9 protein-coding genes are annotated in these 16184 nt (G+C 61.1%); 1 reads left to right on the top strand and 8 read right to left on the bottom strand.

The window, feature by feature from the left end; genetic code table 11:
• Positions 1-7: 7 nt before the first annotated feature.
• The 3 genes from HBN54_RS21815 to HBN54_RS21805 all read right to left on the bottom strand — a co-directional run bounded on the left by HBN54_RS21815 (position 8) and on the right by HBN54_RS21805 (position 4418).
• Positions 8-1516, bottom strand: coding sequence for a T9SS type A sorting domain-containing protein (locus tag HBN54_RS21815; RefSeq protein ID WP_168675360.1), 1509 nt, complete (start codon positions 1514-1516; stop codon positions 8-10).
• A gap of 376 nt (positions 1517-1892) precedes the next feature.
• Complete coding sequence (locus HBN54_RS21810; protein WP_168675359.1) at positions 1893-3113, bottom strand: Smr/MutS family protein; 1221 nt, start codon at positions 3111-3113, stop codon at positions 1893-1895.
• 321 nt (positions 3114-3434) lie between these two features.
• Positions 3435-4418, bottom strand: coding sequence for a DUF2279 domain-containing protein (locus HBN54_RS21805; RefSeq protein WP_235955660.1), 984 nt, complete (start codon positions 4416-4418; stop codon positions 3435-3437).
• Positions 4419-4629: 211 nt separating this feature from the next.
• On the opposite strand from HBN54_RS21805, the gene HBN54_RS21800 reads away from it, so the two are divergent.
• Positions 4630-7488, top strand: a complete 2859-nt coding sequence (locus HBN54_RS21800) for a DUF4961 domain-containing protein (RefSeq protein WP_168675357.1) — start codon at positions 4630-4632, stop codon at positions 7486-7488.
• Between the two features lie 27 nt (positions 7489-7515).
• Here the strand turns inward: HBN54_RS21800 and HBN54_RS21795 are convergent.
• From HBN54_RS21795 to HBN54_RS21775, 5 genes are all read right to left on the bottom strand, one after another.
• Positions 7516-8828 (bottom strand): IS3 family transposase gene (locus HBN54_RS21795; RefSeq protein WP_235955659.1). Its coding sequence is split into 2 segments (ribosomal slippage): positions 7516-8439 and positions 8442-8828, totalling 1311 coding nucleotides; the frame shifts between segments, so codons are not numbered across the junction.
• Between the two features lie 258 nt (positions 8829-9086).
• Positions 9087-9941: an N-acetylglucosamine kinase gene (locus HBN54_RS21790; protein ID WP_168675356.1), complete on the bottom strand. Its 855-nt coding sequence runs from the start codon at positions 9939-9941 to the stop codon at positions 9087-9089.
• A gap of 366 nt (positions 9942-10307) precedes the next feature.
• On the bottom strand, positions 10308-11135 hold the full coding sequence (locus HBN54_RS21785) for a SusE domain-containing protein (RefSeq protein ID WP_168675355.1): 828 nt from the start codon (positions 11133-11135) through the stop codon (positions 10308-10310).
• A 170-nt stretch (positions 11136-11305) separates the two neighbouring features.
• Complete coding sequence (locus HBN54_RS21780; protein WP_168675354.1) at positions 11306-12961, bottom strand: RagB/SusD family nutrient uptake outer membrane protein; 1656 nt, start codon at positions 12959-12961, stop codon at positions 11306-11308.
• 12 nt (positions 12962-12973) lie between these two features.
• Positions 12974-16003 (bottom strand): SusC/RagA family TonB-linked outer membrane protein, encoded by a 3030-nt coding sequence (locus tag HBN54_RS21775; RefSeq protein WP_168675353.1) that lies wholly within the window; start codon positions 16001-16003, stop codon positions 12974-12976.
• Positions 16004-16184: the final 181 nt, after the last annotated feature.

Raw genomic sequence — 16184 nt, 5'->3', positions numbered from 1 at the left:
AGTCAGATTATTCCACCACGAAACGGGTGGCGAAGCTGGCCGAAGCCGCCGTGTAGCGCAGCAGGTAAGCGCCGGTAGCCAGCCCGGCCAGCGGCGCTTCGCCCTGGGCGCGGCCGTCTGTGGCGGCAGTGCGCACCACGCGGCCCAGCATATCCAGCACTTGCAGCGTGGCGGGCTCGGCCGGGCCGGTGTAGAGGTAGCTCATGGCTTGCCCGATGGCTACGCGGGTGGGGTATACCGCGAAGCCTACCGCCCGGGCCGTGAGGGCCACGGTGCGCACGGGCGAGAAAGCCACGGTGCCGCTCAAATCCGTCTGGCGCAGGCGGTAGTAGAGTAGGGTGGCCCCGGCCGGCAGCTGGCCATCCAGCAGGGCGTAGTCGTGGCGCCCGGTGCTGGTGCCGGCCCCGCCAACCGAGGCAATGGCGGCGAAGCTGCGCGCATCGAGGCTGCGCTCCACCGTGAAGCCGGCATTGTTGAGCTCCTGGGCCGTGGCCCAGCGCAGGCGCACGGCGGCGGGCCCCTCGGCCTGGGCCGTGAAGTCGAGCAGGGTGACGGGCAGCGGACTGGCCGCGTTGCTGACGGTGAAGCGGCTGAGCGCAGTGGCAGTGGCCGCCATGCTACGGGCGCTGGCGTTGGTGGGGCCGCCCAGCGGGGCCCAGGCCAGGCCGGCCGCTGGCTGCTGGTACACGCGGGCCTGGCTGAAATCGTTGATGCCGTTGTCGTTGTCGGGTAGCCAGCTCAGGGTGAGCTGCACGGGCTTGCCGGCGGCGGGCTGGGTGGCGGGCACCACGGTCCAGATGCGGTCGATGCCCTTGTAGGCGCTGTTGTTCAGGTTCTGGCCGAAGCTCACGTCGGCCGTGCTCAGGCCGGCGGTACGGGTAATGGCCACCGTGCCCAGGTTGTTGGTGGTGGGGTCGAGCACGGCACCGTGGCCGAAGTCGACGGCCATCCCGCTCACGGCATCGCGGGTGATTTCGAGCGCACCGAGCACATAGCGGCCGCTGGCCTCGCCGCTGAGCGTGGCCCCGTTGGGCAGGCGCAGGGTGCTGAGGGTGCCCCCGTTGCTGGTGTTCACCAGGCCGTTGGTCAGGCTGAGCAGGTTGCTCACGCTCAGGTCGCCAGCCAGGCGCAAGGTGTTGGCCCCGGCCGTGGGCTTATTGACGAGCACCCGGTAGAGGCTGGCCCCGCCGGGGGTGAGCAGCTGGTCGGCCGCGCCGGAGAAGGCGACCGCGCTGGTGCCGGGGGCGAGCGTGCCCGAATTCGTAACGTGGCTCTTCACCTCCAGCGTGCCGGTGCCCAGGTCGAGCGTGCCGACGTTGCTCAGGGGGCCGTCCACGCGCAGGGTGCCGGCGTTGTCGAGGGTGCTGCCGGCTTGGTTGGCGAGGCCGCCCGTGCCAACGTAAAGCACCGCGCCCGCCTGCACGGTAATTGCGGCCCCAGCATTAGTCAGGTCCTGGGCCAGCAGCGGCTGGCCCAGCAGCAATCCCAAACCGGCAAGTTGGAAGAAATATTTCATGCGCAGTCTAGTTGCAAAATAACCAGAATGTATTTCTGGTAAGCTGCAAAATTAAACACATAGTGTTTGTCTGCAATCTGAAAAGATATAAATACTTATGAGACGGATTTTCAAGAGTTAAAATACTGATTTTCAGTTTTTAATTATTGGTAAATAAATAATCCGACAATTGAAGGGCCTTCATCACTGCGGTGATGAAGGCCCTTCAATTGTCGGATTATTCGAATTTAATGGCTTTTCTGGTTAATGCCGTATTTGCATTAAACGTAGTTGGTTCAAAAGCCAGGCACTGGCTGCCGAATAGTTAGCTGCTGGTTCTGAAGCAACTACCCTATGCGGCAGGCCCAGGCGTGGTGCGCGAACGAGCAGCCCCCGGCTACTTCAGCCGCACCAGCGTGGCGCCGAAGCCGAACTTCTCCTTGCGGGCATCCTCGAAGAACTTGATGTCCTTGTTCCGGCTCAGCTGGCGGTGGATTTCCTTGCGCAGCACCCCATTGCCCATGCCGTGAATAAACACGATTTCGTGCATGTTGGTGGCCAGGGCGCGGCTCAGCGCGTCCTCAAACGCATCGAGCTGCAGGCGCAGAATGGCGGTATTGCTCAGCTCCTCGGTGTTGTCGGGGCGCAGGGCTTCGAGGTGCAGGTCGAGCTCGTGGGGCGGGGCCACAATAGGGCCGGCCGGCTTGGCTGGCGCGGCGGCGGCTACCACGGCGGCCGGCTTGGCCGGTGCGTCGCCGCTGAGCTGGGCTTTGAGGGCGGCAATATCCACGCCGGCGGGCTTGGCCGGGGCGGTGGGAGCCGGGGCAGGAGCTTCTTCGGCCAGCACTTCGGGGGCGATGGCGGCGGCCGCTTTCTCGTCCAGCTGGAAGAGGTAGGCATCCTTGCCAATCACCGGCGCGGGCTTTTGGCTGCCGTAGAACGTGCTGGCCTTGAAGGCCTGCCGCTTGGTGAGCAGCTCATACGCCGCGTCGCCGTTCAGGCGGGTAGGCAGCAGCTGGAATACCACGGCGGGCCAGGCCTCAAAGTCCTTCATGTGCAGGAAGGAGAGGGGCTTGGTGCTGGTTTTGGGGCCGAGCTTGTCGGCGGCCAGGGCGCGGTAGGGGCGGGCAGCAGTTTCCTCGCCGTAGGTGAAGAGCACATCGGCCTCGGTGTTGTTGATGAGCGTGACGCCCAGCAGCTCCGGCGACTGGTGCACCAGGGCCAGGAACAGGCCTTTGGCCGCCGCCGGCTGCTTGGCCCCGGCGGCTGGCCCGCTCATTTTGGCCACGCCTTTGCCGCTCGAAGCCACGGCAGCCAGGGCCTCCTGCAACGAAGGCTGCACCGGCTTGGGCGCAGCCGGCGTAGACGACGGCCGCTTGCTGTTGTCCTTCTTGCTGGCGTTGGCATTTTTGCCAGGCGTCTGGCCGGGGCCGTAGTCCACGGCGGCGCGGTCGAAGTTTTTGCCTTCTTCCTGGGCCACTACCACCACTTCGCGCCGCAGCACGGGAATGGTAAAATCATTGTCGATGGCTACTTCCACCAGCTCACTGTCGAGCAGGCGGGTAACAATTCCTTCTTCGGTGCCGGTAAGCAGGCGCACTCTATCTCCAACATTCATAAATCACTGATTTTTCGGATTTAAACGGATTTCACGGATTTTGTGGACGATTATTGGTCCGCCGGAAGTAGTCCGTTTCTCTTCATTTTGACCTGCCCGCATGGGCTGGGTCTACAAAAGTACGTTTTTGGCGTGCCGACAGATGCCTTAACGCTATTTAAACCCCACACCCAGCCCACAACTCAGGCGAAGCGCCAGTTCAAGCGTCAGTTCAAGCGTCGGTCAAAACGCTAATCAAAGCGCCTATCGAGTCGTTAGCCATCAACAACATAATCGACTACAAAATCCGTGAAATCCGCTAAAATCCGAAAAATCAGTGATTTAGAGGTAGAGGCCGTGAAAGCCAAAACCATTGCGCCCGTTGTACTCCAGCGCCGGGGCTGGCAGGTGGAAAATGCTGAGGGTGTAGAATATCTTTTTCAGCAGGGGGCTGCGGGTGGGAATGCGGCGCAAATCCACGTCGAGCGAAAGGTAAAACTGGCGGTAGGGGCGCAGGCCTTTTTCGGCGTTGGTGCCGTCGTCGTTGTACACCATGTCCTGGCCGCCGTAGCCCACGGCGGGTTGCAGCCAGCGGGGCCAGCGGTTGCCGGGCTTCAGAAACGCGCCTACGTCGGTGCAGAGCCAGTAGGTCTGGCCGTTGTAGTCCTTCAGCCAGCGCTCGGGCACGTTGCTGCCCAGCACGTTGGGGCGCATGGCGGCATAGCTGGTGAGGTGAAACGACCATTTGGGCATTATGCGGACATCGTGCCAGGCCAGCTGCTGGGCCAGCAAAGCTGAGGAGCCCAGGAAATTTGCCGCCAAATCGGTGGCCGACGCGCCGTAAGCCGGGTCGAAGCCGTCGAGGATTTCAATCGGGCTCTGTACCACGAAGCCCACGAATGAGCCGTACCAGATGGCCTTTTTCTCGCTCAGGCCGGCCCAGCGCAGCATATCCACCGCGCCCCGGCTTTCCTGAAACGCGCCCCAGAAATGCCCGCACTTGTCGAGCTGCTGCCACTCGGGCAGGTCGTTGAACCAGTGCAGCGGCACCCGCTCGCCGGTGTACCAGGCCGTGGCGAGGCCGGTATAAATGACGCCGTAACTCAGCGCCGTGCCGCCCACCAGTAGGCGCAAGCGGCGCTTGCGCTGCGCCACCGAATCGACCGGAAAATCACTGCGCGAAGAAGTGCGGGCCACGGGAACCGGCGGGCTCCCTGCACTGTCGGTACGGAGCGGAGCCTGCCCGCGCCCGGCCAGTGGCAACGCCAGCGCGCCGCCCAGCACAAGGCCGGCCAGCCGCCCGCGCCCGAGCAAATCTAAAATCAACGAAATAAGCGCCATGCAGGCTATAAATAGTGCCTAAAGGTACGCCCCATAAAGCCGGCTGCTGGCTCCAATAGCGTATCTTGCGACTTGGTTTGTCAACAAAAACAATTAATTACAGGCTTGGCAAACGTTTTCGCAAGCTTCCATTTCAGCTACCTAAATAATTTTTAATCAACCACTTCCTTCTCATTTCGCATCCTAAAAATTCCCAATGCAAAAACTTCGACACCTCACAGCCCTGCTGTTGACCCTGCTGGCCTGGACCGCCCAGGCGCAGGTAACTACCTCGCCGGTTTTCTTCACCGATACCACGCCCGTAACCATCACCTACGATGCCAGCCAGGGCAACGGCGCGCTGGCCAATTTCACCGGCAACGTCTACATCTGGACCGGCACCGTGACCAACCTGAGCTCCAGCAACACCAACTGGCGCAACGTGCACAGCCCCAGCTTCGGCGTGGCAGACCCCTCCGCGCTGATGACCCGCAGCGCCAGCAACCCCAACATCTACACCATCACCTTCACGCCGCGCACGTTCTACCCCATTCCGGCGGCCGAGACGCTGGTGCGCCTGGGCATGATTTTCAAGAATGCCGACGGCTCCACGGTGGGCCGGACTGCGAGCGGCGGCGACATTTTTGTGGATGCGTCCTCGGCCGCGCTCTCGGCCCGCATCACCAGCCCTACGCCCAACGCCAGCGGCAACCCGCTGTTTGTGAACCTGGGCGCGCAAATCAGCGTGACGGGCATGGCCTCGGCCACCGCCAATCTGGCTTTTAGCCTCAACGGCACGCAGGTGACCCAGCAGGCCAGCGCCACCACCCTCACCACCACCGTAACGGCCGCCAGCGGCCGCAACGTGGTGCGCTTCACGGCAACCTCGGGTGCTTCTACGGCCGTCGATTCGCTGATTTTCGTGGTGCGCCCCACCGTTACCGTTGCCGCGCTGCCCGCCGGGGCCAAGGACGGCATCACCTACCTGAACGGCGGCACGTCGGTCATCCTCAACCTCACGGCTCCCAACAAGCAGTTTGCCTACGTCCTCGGCGAGTTCAACAACTGGCAGACCACCAACGCCAGCTACATGAACAAGACGCCCGACGGCAACCGCTGGTGGGTGCAAATCAACGGCCTCACCGCCGGCCGCGAATACGCCTACCAGTACCTCGTGGATGGCACCCTGCGTGTGGCCGACCCCTACTGCGAGAAAATCCTGGACCCGAACGACGACCAGTACATCCCGGCCGTAACCTACCCCAACCTGAAGGCCTACCCCACGGGCCGCACCACGGGCATCGTGTCGGTGCTGCAAACCAACCAGACGCCCTACGTGTGGACGGCTCCCAACTTCCAGCGCCCCGCCCGCACCAACCTCGTAGTGTATGAGCTGCTGATGCGCGACTTCATCGCCCGCCACGATTACCAGACCCTGCGCGACACCCTGAACTACCTCTCGCGCCTCGGCGTGAACGCCATCGAGCTGATGCCCATCAACGAGTTCGATGGCAACGACAACTGGGGCTACAGCCCCGATTTCTTCTTCGCGCCCGATAAATACTACGGCACCAAGCAGGCTTTCAAGCAGTTCATCGACGAGTGCCACCGCCGTGGCATCGCCGTAATTCTGGACATGGTGCTCAACCACTCTACCGGCCAGAGCCCGATGGTGCAGCTTTACGGCAGCACGGCCGGCCCCTCGTCCGATAACCCCTGGTTCAACGTGACGGCGCCGCACCCTTACAGTGTGTATAATGACTTCAACCACGAAAGCGCTTTCACCAAGTACTTCTCGAAGCAGGTAATGTCGTTCTGGCTCCAGGAGTATCACATTGACGGTTACCGGTTTGACCTAGCCGGCGGCTTTACCCAGCAGCAGAGCACGGACAATACCTACGGCAACTACGACCAGAGCCGCATCAACATCTGGCTGGACTACTACCAGCACATGATTGGGGTCGATGCCAACCTGTACCCGATTCTGGAGCACTTCCCCGAAAACCGCGAGGCCAAGGCCCTGGCCGATGCCGGCTTCATGATATGGGGCAACGCTGTGAACAACTACAACGAAGCCACCATGGGCTACCTGCCCGGCTCCAATTTCAGCTACGGCTACTACGGCAGCACCGCGCAGGGCGGCCGCGGCTGGAACAGCCCCAATCTGGTGACCTACATGGAAAGCCACGACGAGGAGCGCCTGATGTACAAGAACCTGACCTTCGGCAATTCGGCCGGCACCTACAGCACCCGCGACCTCAACACCGCCCTGGCGCGCATTGAGTTGGCCTCGGCCTTCTTCTTCACCGTGCCCGGCCCCAAAATGGTGTGGCAGTTTGGCGAGCTGGGCTACGATAAGTCCATCTTCCAGTGCTCGGATGGTACCGTGCCCACGCCTTACCCCAACGACCGGTGCAAGCTGAGCGCCAAGCAGCCCGTGTGGGCCTACTACCAGGATGCCAACCGCCGCCAGCTCTACGACGTGCAGCGCGCCCTGATTGCCCTCAAAAAGCAGGAGCCCGCCTTCGCCAACCCCACCAGCTACACGCAGCAGCTGGCCGGCGCCGCCAAGTCCATCCACGTCAGCAACGCCACCCAGAACATCACCGTCATCGGCAACTTCGACGTGACCAGCACCACCATCGACCCCGCCTTCCAGCGCACCGGCAAGTGGTACAACTACCTCTCCGGCGACAGCATCACCGTAACCAACGCCAATGCGCTCATCACGCTGGCACCCGGTGCCTACGCCGTTTACACCACGCGCCGCCTCAAAAAGGCTGTTCTGCTGAGCACCAAAGCCAGCCGCACCGATGCCCTGCGCCTCGTGGCCGTGCCCAACCCCAGCAGCAGCACCGCCAGCCTGCAGTATGAGCTGGCCACGCCGGCCGCCGTTACCGTCACGGTGCACAACGTGCTCGGCGCTACCGTACGCACCATCAGCAGCCGCGCTACGCAGGCTGCCGGCGCGCACGAGCTCAGCCTGCCCGTGCAGGACCTGGCCAATGGCATTTATGTGGTGCGCCTCAGCACCGGCCAGCTTATGCAAACTACCCGCATTGTAGTGCAGCACTAACGCTGCCCGCATCAGTGTCTCGTCCGGCTATGTGTTGACAGCAATAAGGCAAGGGCCCCGCTCGGATTTTCCGGCGGGGCTTTTTCCTTGCAGATGGACTTGATTAGGGGTTAAATAGTGCAGGGCCAGGTGGGGGCGTTCCTCGTTGTAGAGGTGTACGGCCTGCTCGACGAGCAAACGGGCCTGGGCCAGGTCATCGGGTAGTACGAACAGGAATTCGTCCTTGAGGATGCCGTTGACCCGTTCGGCCAGCGCGTTCTGGTAGCAGTCGTAGCCGTCGGTCATCGAGCAGCGCAGCCTGGCCTTGCGCAGGGCTGCCTGGTAGGCATCGGAGGCGTACTGGCTGCCCCGGTCGGAGTGGTGAATGGTGCCGCGGGCGGCCCGACCGGCCCCGCGCACGGCCCGGTCCAGGGCGGCCAGGCAGCCGGCCGTGTGCAGGCTGGCATGGACGTGGTGGCCGACGATGCGCCGGGAAAAGGCATCGGTGACCAGGCTCAGGTAGACCGTGCCCTGCCGGGTGGGCAGGTAGGTGATATCGCTGACCCACAGCTGGTTCGGAGCGGTCGGTTTGGGCGTGTCCTTGACCAGGTTGGGGTGGCAGTGGAAGCGGTGATGGGAGTCGGTGGTCTTGGTGTAGCTGCGTTTAGGCGCAATCAACAGCCCTTTCCGGCGCAGGAGCGTGAACAAGGCATCGCGCCCGCAGGCCACGCCCTGCACGCGCAGCAGCGGCGCGATTTTGTGGACCAGCTTGCGCGTGCCCAGCCGGGGCAGTTTCCGGCGCACGACGCGCACCTGTTCGAGGACGGCCTCGGCGCGTTCGCCTTGCCGGGCCTGGCGCTGGCGGCGCTGGTAGACGCCCTGGCGGCTCACGCCGTAGAGGCGGCAGCTGCGGTCGACACCTAGGGCTTTGGTGTTCGCCAGCCGGGAAACGGCCGGCGAAAAGACTTTTTTGGCAGGGCGATGCCGTGGTCCTCCTCCACCACTTGCAACATCGTGCGCAATAACAAATTCAGGTCCGTACTGTCTTTTAACTGCTTCTCATACTGCTTTTTCTGCGCGCGCAAAGCGGTTTCCAACTGCTTGACGCGCTGTTCCGGGGTCTGCTCCACGGCCGGGGCGGTGCCGGGGGAAGTGGGCCCGGCGGCCTGGGAAGTTACGAAATGAGGAGCATAGCGGCGGCACCAGGTCAGGACCGTGCTGCGGCCCTGGATGCCGTAGCGCCGCTGGGCTTGTTTGTAGCTCAGCTCCCCGCGGCCGACTTCGCCGACCACGGCCAACTTAAAAGGCAAACTGTAGTCGCGCTGACTACGCCGCTCGCGCGGCTCAGAGGGGTTTTTCATGACAACTTTTGGAAAAGTGTCAACACATAGCCGGACGAGACACAGTATGCAAAAAAGGCCGCTTCCATTCGGAAGCGGCCTTTTTTTGTGCGGAAACGGTTCGGTTCTGAAAGCGCCTGGCATCCTGAGCGTGGCGTTTGTCATCCTGAGCCTGCGAAGGACCTTATCACGCAAAAACAGTTAGCAGTAATGCTAATCGGCGCAAGCGTGACAAGGTCCTTCGCAGGCTCAGGATGACAAACGTTTTACCCAAGGCCTTTAGCGCACCGGCATTTCGTCGTGGTACGCCACCAAATCGTCGATAGGGGAGCGGATAATCTTGCCCACCTCCATGTCGTGGGTTTTGGCCACCTGCGTCAGCACATCGCGGAAATTGTAGCCCACCGAGCCCACGCAGTTGAAGGTGTATTCTTGGAAGCGCGGGTAGTGCAGCACCAGGTTCTGGAAGAAGGTTTCGAAGCCTTCGAGCACGATTTCGCGGCAGTAGCTCACGTTGTTGTGGTCGTAGGCAAACTTGGCGAAGTTGGCCAGGTAGCGGTTGGGCAAGGGTTGGTTGTATAGGCGGTCCAGAATGTCGTTGCGCGAGCCCAGGGAGTACGTTTCCTTGAAAATTTCCTGCAGGCCGTCGGGCAGCAGGCCGCGCAGGTAGTCGCGCAGCAGCCGCTTGCCGAAGTACGAGCCCGAGCCCTCATCGCCCAGGAAGTAGCCCAGCGAATCCACGTTGTACGTGATTTTCTCGCCATCGTAGAGGCATGAATTGGTGCCCGTGCCTAGAATGGCCGCGAAGCCGGGCTTGTGGCCCAGCAGGGCGCGGGCGGCCGCCAGCAGGTCTTCCGTTACGTGGGCCTTGGCCTTGGGAAACACCTGGCGTAGGGCCGCCGCTATCACCTCCGCCTTCTGTGCCGACGACACGCCCGCGCCGTAGAAATGCACGTCGGTCACCTCCTCGCGGGGCAGCGTGCTGGGCAGGTGCTGGTTGAGCGAGGCCACAATAGCCGCCGTGTCCATGAAATCAGGGTTGTAGCCCTCCGTGTTAAAGTACACGCGGTTGTGCGCGTCGTCGAGCTGGCACCAGCTGCATTTCGTTGAGCCGCCGTCGGCAATAAGTATCATAAGACAGGGAATAAAGAGGAGGGCAACGAAAGTAATAACCACGGTTGGAAAGTGATAGGTGATGGAAGCTAAACAAACGATTGCAGCAGGTATTTAGATAAAAAAAGCTCAAACCGGGCCCGAAGAGGATAAAATCGCCTTAGCCATAGCTTTACCGTGTGGCTTTAGCAGCTCGCGCTGGATTGATGGATTGCAAGGACGAATGCCCATTCATTAGCCCTTGCGCGGCAGCCAATTTAGTGCGGAAGCCGCAACTGCAAGGGCAGAAATACAACAACTCAATCCCGCCGGTAGCAAATAAAAAAGCCGCTGATTTCTCAGCGGCTTTTTTGTGACTTGCGAAGCGGATACCGCTTCGGTTACTACTTAGGGCGTAACGGTAAGCATACCGCCGGTAACAGCGGTTCCGCTGCCATCCACGGCCAGCTTTACCGTGTAGGTGCCTGCCGTCGTGATGTTGATATCGGCACCACCGGGCGTCAGGGGCACGCCATTGGCTAAGCCAGCGGACGGGCCGCCCAGGTTAACAGCCCAGGCTTTGTTCTGGCGAAACTTCATCGGACCGACGTTGAGCGCCGTACGAATGGTGTACGCTTTCAGGGCACAGTTCCACTTCATGGTCAAGCCATCTTCGGTAGCGGGAGTGCCACTGGGCCAGCCAGCGCCGGCCGGGCCTACCAAGGCCCAAGTGTCGGTGTTGGGGGGCAGGCAAGCGGGGTAGGCTGTAACCGTGAAGGCAACGGGAGCAGAAACGAAGGTGTGATTGTCATCGCCAATCACAGCCGCCACCCGCATGAAAGCCTGTACGGGGCTTCCGGTAGTGATGCCAATCGCATTCAGCGCCTTGTTCAAATCCTCTACCGTAATCGTCTTGGTGGTGCTGGTGCCCGCATCGATAATATTCGGACCCAGGTAGCCAAAGCCGTCGGCCTTTTTAGCTACCTGCAACTGGTAGGAAACGGCCGGCGCTTTGGTCGCCTCCGTACCGCTCAGTGAAAACTGAACGGGGTTCCAGGTGTAGGTAACGGCGGTTTGCGGGTCGTTTATCTGCGCCAGCACCACCGAGTTGGCTGAGCCGGTGAGCGTGAGGGCCGCAGAGGGCTGCACGGTCGCCTTGTCCTCATCCTTTTTGCACGAAGCCAGCGCCGTCAGGGCAAACGCTACGGCTAAGGCTTGGGTAAGCAAATTTTTCATGGAAAATGTTAGACTGAAAAGTGACAGAGGATGTATCCTCTCAATAATTCAACTGGTATAAAGGTTGGCACCAGCCACCCGGTATACGGGCAGATTACCGCCCTTTCTCCGGAATAGCCAGCACAGAGCCAACGCGGTGTCGGGATACGAAGCACCGCGTTGGACTGCGCTTAGTAACCGGTATTTTGCTTCAGGTTGGGGTTGGCCGTGAGGTCGGACAACGGAATCGGAAACAGCTTGTACTTGTTGTCGACGGTGCGGCCGGCGGCCACTCCGCCCTTCCAGGGCCACAGGTAGGTGCTCTCGGTGAACTGGCCGAAGCGGATGAGGTCGGAGCGGCGCAGGCCTTCCCAATGCAGCTCACGAGCACGCTCGTCGAGGATGAATTGCGACGTCATCTGCGCATCCGAGACATCGGCGCGGGCACTGGCCGAGCTGATGTCGAAGCCGAAAGCGCGGCGGCGAATCTGGTTCACGTAGGTGAGGGCCGTGGCACGGTCGGCCGCGCCACGGGTAGCAGCTTCGGCGTAAATGAGCATCATGTCCGACACGCGCAGCATGGGGAAGTCAACACCCGAGAAGTTGAGCGTGCCACCCACGCCCACGCCAGCCGACGTTACGTTGCGGTACTTGGTCACGCCCAGGCCCTGCGTAAACTGGCTCAGGTCGTTAATCTCTTTGGTTTGGCCAGCCTGCCAGAAACGGCCCCGACGGTCAACCGTGGTGTCGCCACCCTGCAGGAAAAACTTGTTGAACAGGGCGCTGGTGGTGCGCAGGCCGCCCCAACCGGTGCTTTCGCCTACGTAGGCCTGCCAGTTGGCGCTGGAGCCGCTGGTCGAGCCGTTCACCAGGAAGGTGGTGCCGCCGTAGGTCTGCGTCCGGGTCACATCAAACAGCACCGGCCAGATGAGCTCGCTCGAAGCGGCGTTGGTGTTGTTGTCGGCCAGGAAGTTCAGGCCGTAGGCCGACGAGGCAGCCGTGCCGGCCGTGCCGTTGGTCAGGGTGTATTTCCTGGCGTCGATTACTTCCTTGGCCAGCTTGGCGGCCTCGGCATACTTGGGCGTGCCATTGTAAACCTCGGCGTTGAGATACAGACGGGCCAGCATGCCTTTGGCGGCATTGCGGTCTACGCGGCCATACTCCGAGCGGTACTCGGGCAGGGCCGTGGTGAGGGCTAGCAGCTCGCTCTCCACGTAGCTGTAGAGCTGCTGGCGCGTGTTGTACACGGGGATAGCGGCACCTACCAGGTCGGTTTCGGTCACGAAGGGGCCACCGCCAAACAGGTCCACCACGTGCATGTACGACACGGCACGCAGAAAGCGGGCTTCGGCGCGGAACGACTTGCCCTGGTCCACATCGGCACCAGTCAGGCGGCTGCTGAGCTTGTCATCCGTCGATTCGCGGATGAACTCGTTGCATATACCAATTTCGTAATAAGCCCGGTTGTAGATGCCGCCAATCAGGGGATTGTTGGCATCCCAGTTCATTTTGTGCCAGTCCTGAATACCCGGGTCGGGCCAGGCTACCACGGCTTCGTCGGTGGTCAGCTCCTGCGCGCTCCACAGCTGGCGCAGGTAGTCACCCGTGCCGCCGTCGATGGCGGTCAGGTCGCTGGCCCCGTTGGCCCCGTTAATGCTGGTGAGGGCAAAGCCGCCGTAAAGCTTGCCCAGCACCTTCTTATAGCCGGCCAGGTCCACGTACACCTTGTCGGGCGTGAGCTCATACTTCGGCGTCTGGTCGAGGTCTTTGGTGCATGAGGTACTCAAGCCGGTCAGGGCCGTGCCCATGCTGAGGGTGATTAACCCCCGAAATAAAACGTTCTTCATGAGTGGTGGGAATTAAAAGCCGAGAGCCAGGCCGAGCGTGTAAGTACGGGCAGTAGGATAGAAGTTTCTATCGATGCCGTTGGAAATTTCGGGGTCAACACCGGTGTACTTGGTGATGAGGAAAGCATTCTGTACGTTGCCGGTGATGCGCAGGCTGGAAGCGCCGAGCACCTTGCCTACATTGTAGCCCAGCGAAATGTTCTGGCACCGCAGGAAAGAGGCGTTCTCGATGTAGTAATCCGAGAAAACCTGCTGGCTGCCGAAGCCCGTGTTGCGCACGTCGGGGTTGATGTTGCTCAGGTAGTTGAACGACGACTTGGCGTTGGAGTAGTTAGCCAGCGTGGCAGCGTTGCCATTGTATACGTAGTTGCCCAGGTTGCTGCGCAGCGTGAAGGCTAGCACCAGCTTTTTGTAGGTTACGTTCGAGCTGAAGCCCAGCGTGACGAGCGGCGCGGGCTGCTTGTAATAGTAGTAATCGTCGATGGTGCTGCCGTTGCCATTGCGGTCCACGTACACGCCCTGCACCGGACGGCCATCGGGGCCGTACACTTGCTGGTACACGTAGAAAGCATTGCTTGGCTGACCCACTGCGTTGATTTGACCGGTGAAACCAGTACCCCCACCAATATCACCGGTTTTGTAGCCGGCGAACCCGGGCAGCTGACGGCCCAGGTCGGTGATTTTGTTAACATTGTAAGCACCGTTCAGGTTCACATCCCAGTTCAGGTCCTGCGTGCGCAGTACGCCGTAGTTCAGGCCCAGCTCGATGCCGCGGTTGCGCAGCGAGCCAATGTTGGCGTCGAGACGGTCGGTGAGGTTCGAGCCGGCGGGTAGGTTCACGGTCGCCAGCAGGTCAGTGGCCGTCCGCTGGTACACGTCGATGGTCGCGGTGAGGCGGTTGTCGAGGAAGCCCAGGTCCAGGCCGGCGTTGTAGGTGTTGGTGGTTTCCCAGGTCAGAACGCTGTTGTAGCCTTGCGGGCCAGCAATAAAGCCAGTAGCGCCATTGCCGAACAGGTACTGCGAGCCCGAAGAGCCCAGCACGTAGCGCGGCTGCGTGTCGTAGTAGCGGGGGTTGTCCGAGTTGCCCAGGTCCTGCTGGCCCGTGCGGCCGTAGCCGGCACGCAGCTTCAGCTCCGAGAACGTGTTGTTGTCCTTCAGGAAATCTTCGTTCTTAATGCGCCAGGCCAGGCCCAGGGCCGGAAACCAGCCGCTACGGTAGCCATCGCGGAAGCGCGACGTGTTGTCGTTCCGCAAAGTAGCAGTCAGCAGATACTTGTCTTTTACGTTGGCCGTAGCCCGGCCGAAGTACGAGAGCATCACCAGCTTACCGTAGTAGTTGGGGTTGGTCAGCGCCTCGTCGGGGTTGACGAGGGTGTTGCGGTCCGAGCGGTAAGTCAGGAAGTTTGGGCCCTGGAACGTGAAATCCTGGTAGGCATAGCCCGCCTGCACGTCGAACTTGGTGCCACCCACCTGCTTGGCGTAGGCCAGGTAGGCTTCCAGCAGGCGCATGTCCTTGTCTTTAGCATACTGCTTATAAGAGCCGTTGAGGCCGGGCACCGCCGATTTGGTGTTGTAGTTGCCGAAGTCGGTCGGGGCAATGTCTTTGTAGCCCGTGCTACGCGACACGTCCAGGCCCAGGTTCAGGTTGGCGCGCAGGCCTTCGATGCCGTGCACTTTGTAGTCCAGCTGCACGTTGCCAATCAGGCGCTTCACCTTGCTGATGTCGCGGGTGTTGTTGAGCGAGGCTACCGGGTTGCCGGGAGCGTTGCCCAATGGCCCGCCGGTGCCGGCGTTCAGGTACTGGAAGTAACCACCGTAGCGCGAAAAGCGCGACTCGCCCGACGTTACCGGCTGGGTAGGGTCGTAGAGCGCGGCTCCGGCCACCGTGCCGTAGTCGGCAAAGCGGTTATCCACCACGCTGCCTTTGGCGTTGATGTCGATGCGCAGGTGGTCGTTGAGCAGGGTCGGGCTCAGGCTCACCGAGCCGGAGTTACGCTGCAGCTTGTTGGTGATGACGATACCTTCCTGGTTCAGGTTGCCGTACGACACCCGGAAGGGCACTTTGGCCACGCTGCCAATCAGGCTCACCGTATTGTCGAAAGTGGTACCGTTGCGGAAAATCTCGTTCTGCCAGTTGGTGCTGGCCGTGCCCAAGAAACCAATCTGCGAAGGCGAGCCATTGGCCCGAACCAAATCACTGAATTCGCCGGCACTCAGCGTCTTGTACTGGCGGGCTACCGTGGAGATGCCCGTCTGCGAGTTCAGCTCCACGCGCAGCTTTTCGCCTTGCAGGCCCTTCTTGGTGGTGATGAGAATTACGCCGCCCGAGGCACGGTTACCGTAGATGGCGGTGGCCGAAGCATCTTTCAGAATGGTGAAAGTGGCAATGTCGCTGGGGTTAATCAGCGAGAGCGGGTTGGAAGCGCCGTCGATGCCGTTTTTATCCACCGGCACACCGTCGATTACGTACAGCGGGTCGCTGTTGGCGTTGAGCGAGGAGTTGCCGCGAATGCGGATGGTGGAGGCTGCGCCTGGGGCACCGCCCGCCGAGGTGATGCTCACACCGGCCACTTTGCCCTGGATGAGCTGCTCGGGGCTGGTTACCTGGCCCTGCACAAACTGCTTGGCATCAACCGTGGCCACAGCCCCGGTTACGTCCTGGCGGCGCTGGGTGCCGTAGCCTACTACCACGGCCTCGGCCAGCTGGGTCGTATTCTCGCTCAGGCCGGCCGATACTTCGGCGTTTTGGCCGGCTACTACCGTCACGGGACGGCGAACGGGGTTGTAGCCCACAAACGAAATCACGACTGTGTGTGGTCCGGCGGGCACGCTCTGGATGCTGAAGGTGCCGTCTACGTTCGAAGAGCTGCCCAGCGAAGTGCCCTCGATGAGGACCGTAGCGCCGGGAATGCCTTCGTTTTTGCTATCGGTGACCCGGCCGCTGACCGAACCGGTCGACTGAGCAAATGCAGTCGAGGGGAGGAAGCCAAATCCTGCTAATAATAGCAGAAACAGGAGCTTCGCTAAATAAGGTTGTCTCATGGGAAACTTCTTAAATGTGTTGGTGGTGGGAAATTTTTAAAAGATTGGGGCTGCAAGTTACCAAAAACTTGCGTTACAGAAGGTTTAAAGGCATTTTTTGAAAAATTCCAGCGCTTCCGAAAACCGAAAAAACGTTTGCTCAAATTCGGGGATTTTTTGCCGATATTTAAGTAGGAAGTAG

Source organism: Hymenobacter artigasi, assembly GCF_012275535.1.
In the GTDB taxonomy this organism is placed as follows: domain Bacteria; phylum Bacteroidota; class Bacteroidia; order Cytophagales; family Hymenobacteraceae; genus Hymenobacter; species Hymenobacter artigasi.
The sequence above is the reverse complement of the archived record's forward strand: the minus strand, read 5'-3'. Positions and strand labels throughout refer to the sequence as shown.

Excerpts from the sequence above, each read along its gene's own strand:
- HBN54_RS21815 (WP_168675360.1), bottom strand. The coding sequence starts at position 1,516 with ATGAAATATTTCTTCCAACTTGCCGGTTTGGGATTGCTGCTGGGCCAG.
- HBN54_RS21775 (WP_168675353.1), bottom strand. The coding sequence starts at position 16,003 with ATGAGACAACCTTATTTAGCGAAGCTCCTGTTTCTGCTATTATTAGCA.
- HBN54_RS21790 (WP_168675356.1), bottom strand. The coding sequence starts at position 9,941 with ATGATACTTATTGCCGACGGCGGCTCAACGAAATGCAGCTGGTGCCAG.
- HBN54_RS21780 (WP_168675354.1), bottom strand. The coding sequence starts at position 12,961 with ATGAAGAACGTTTTATTTCGGGGGTTAATCACCCTCAGCATGGGCACG.
- HBN54_RS21810 (WP_168675359.1), bottom strand. The coding sequence starts at position 3,113 with ATGAATGTTGGAGATAGAGTGCGCCTGCTTACCGGCACCGAAGAAGGA.
- HBN54_RS21785 (WP_168675355.1), bottom strand. The coding sequence starts at position 11,135 with ATGAAAAATTTGCTTACCCAAGCCTTAGCCGTAGCGTTTGCCCTGACG.
- HBN54_RS21800 (WP_168675357.1), top strand. The coding sequence starts at position 4,630 with ATGCAAAAACTTCGACACCTCACAGCCCTGCTGTTGACCCTGCTGGCC.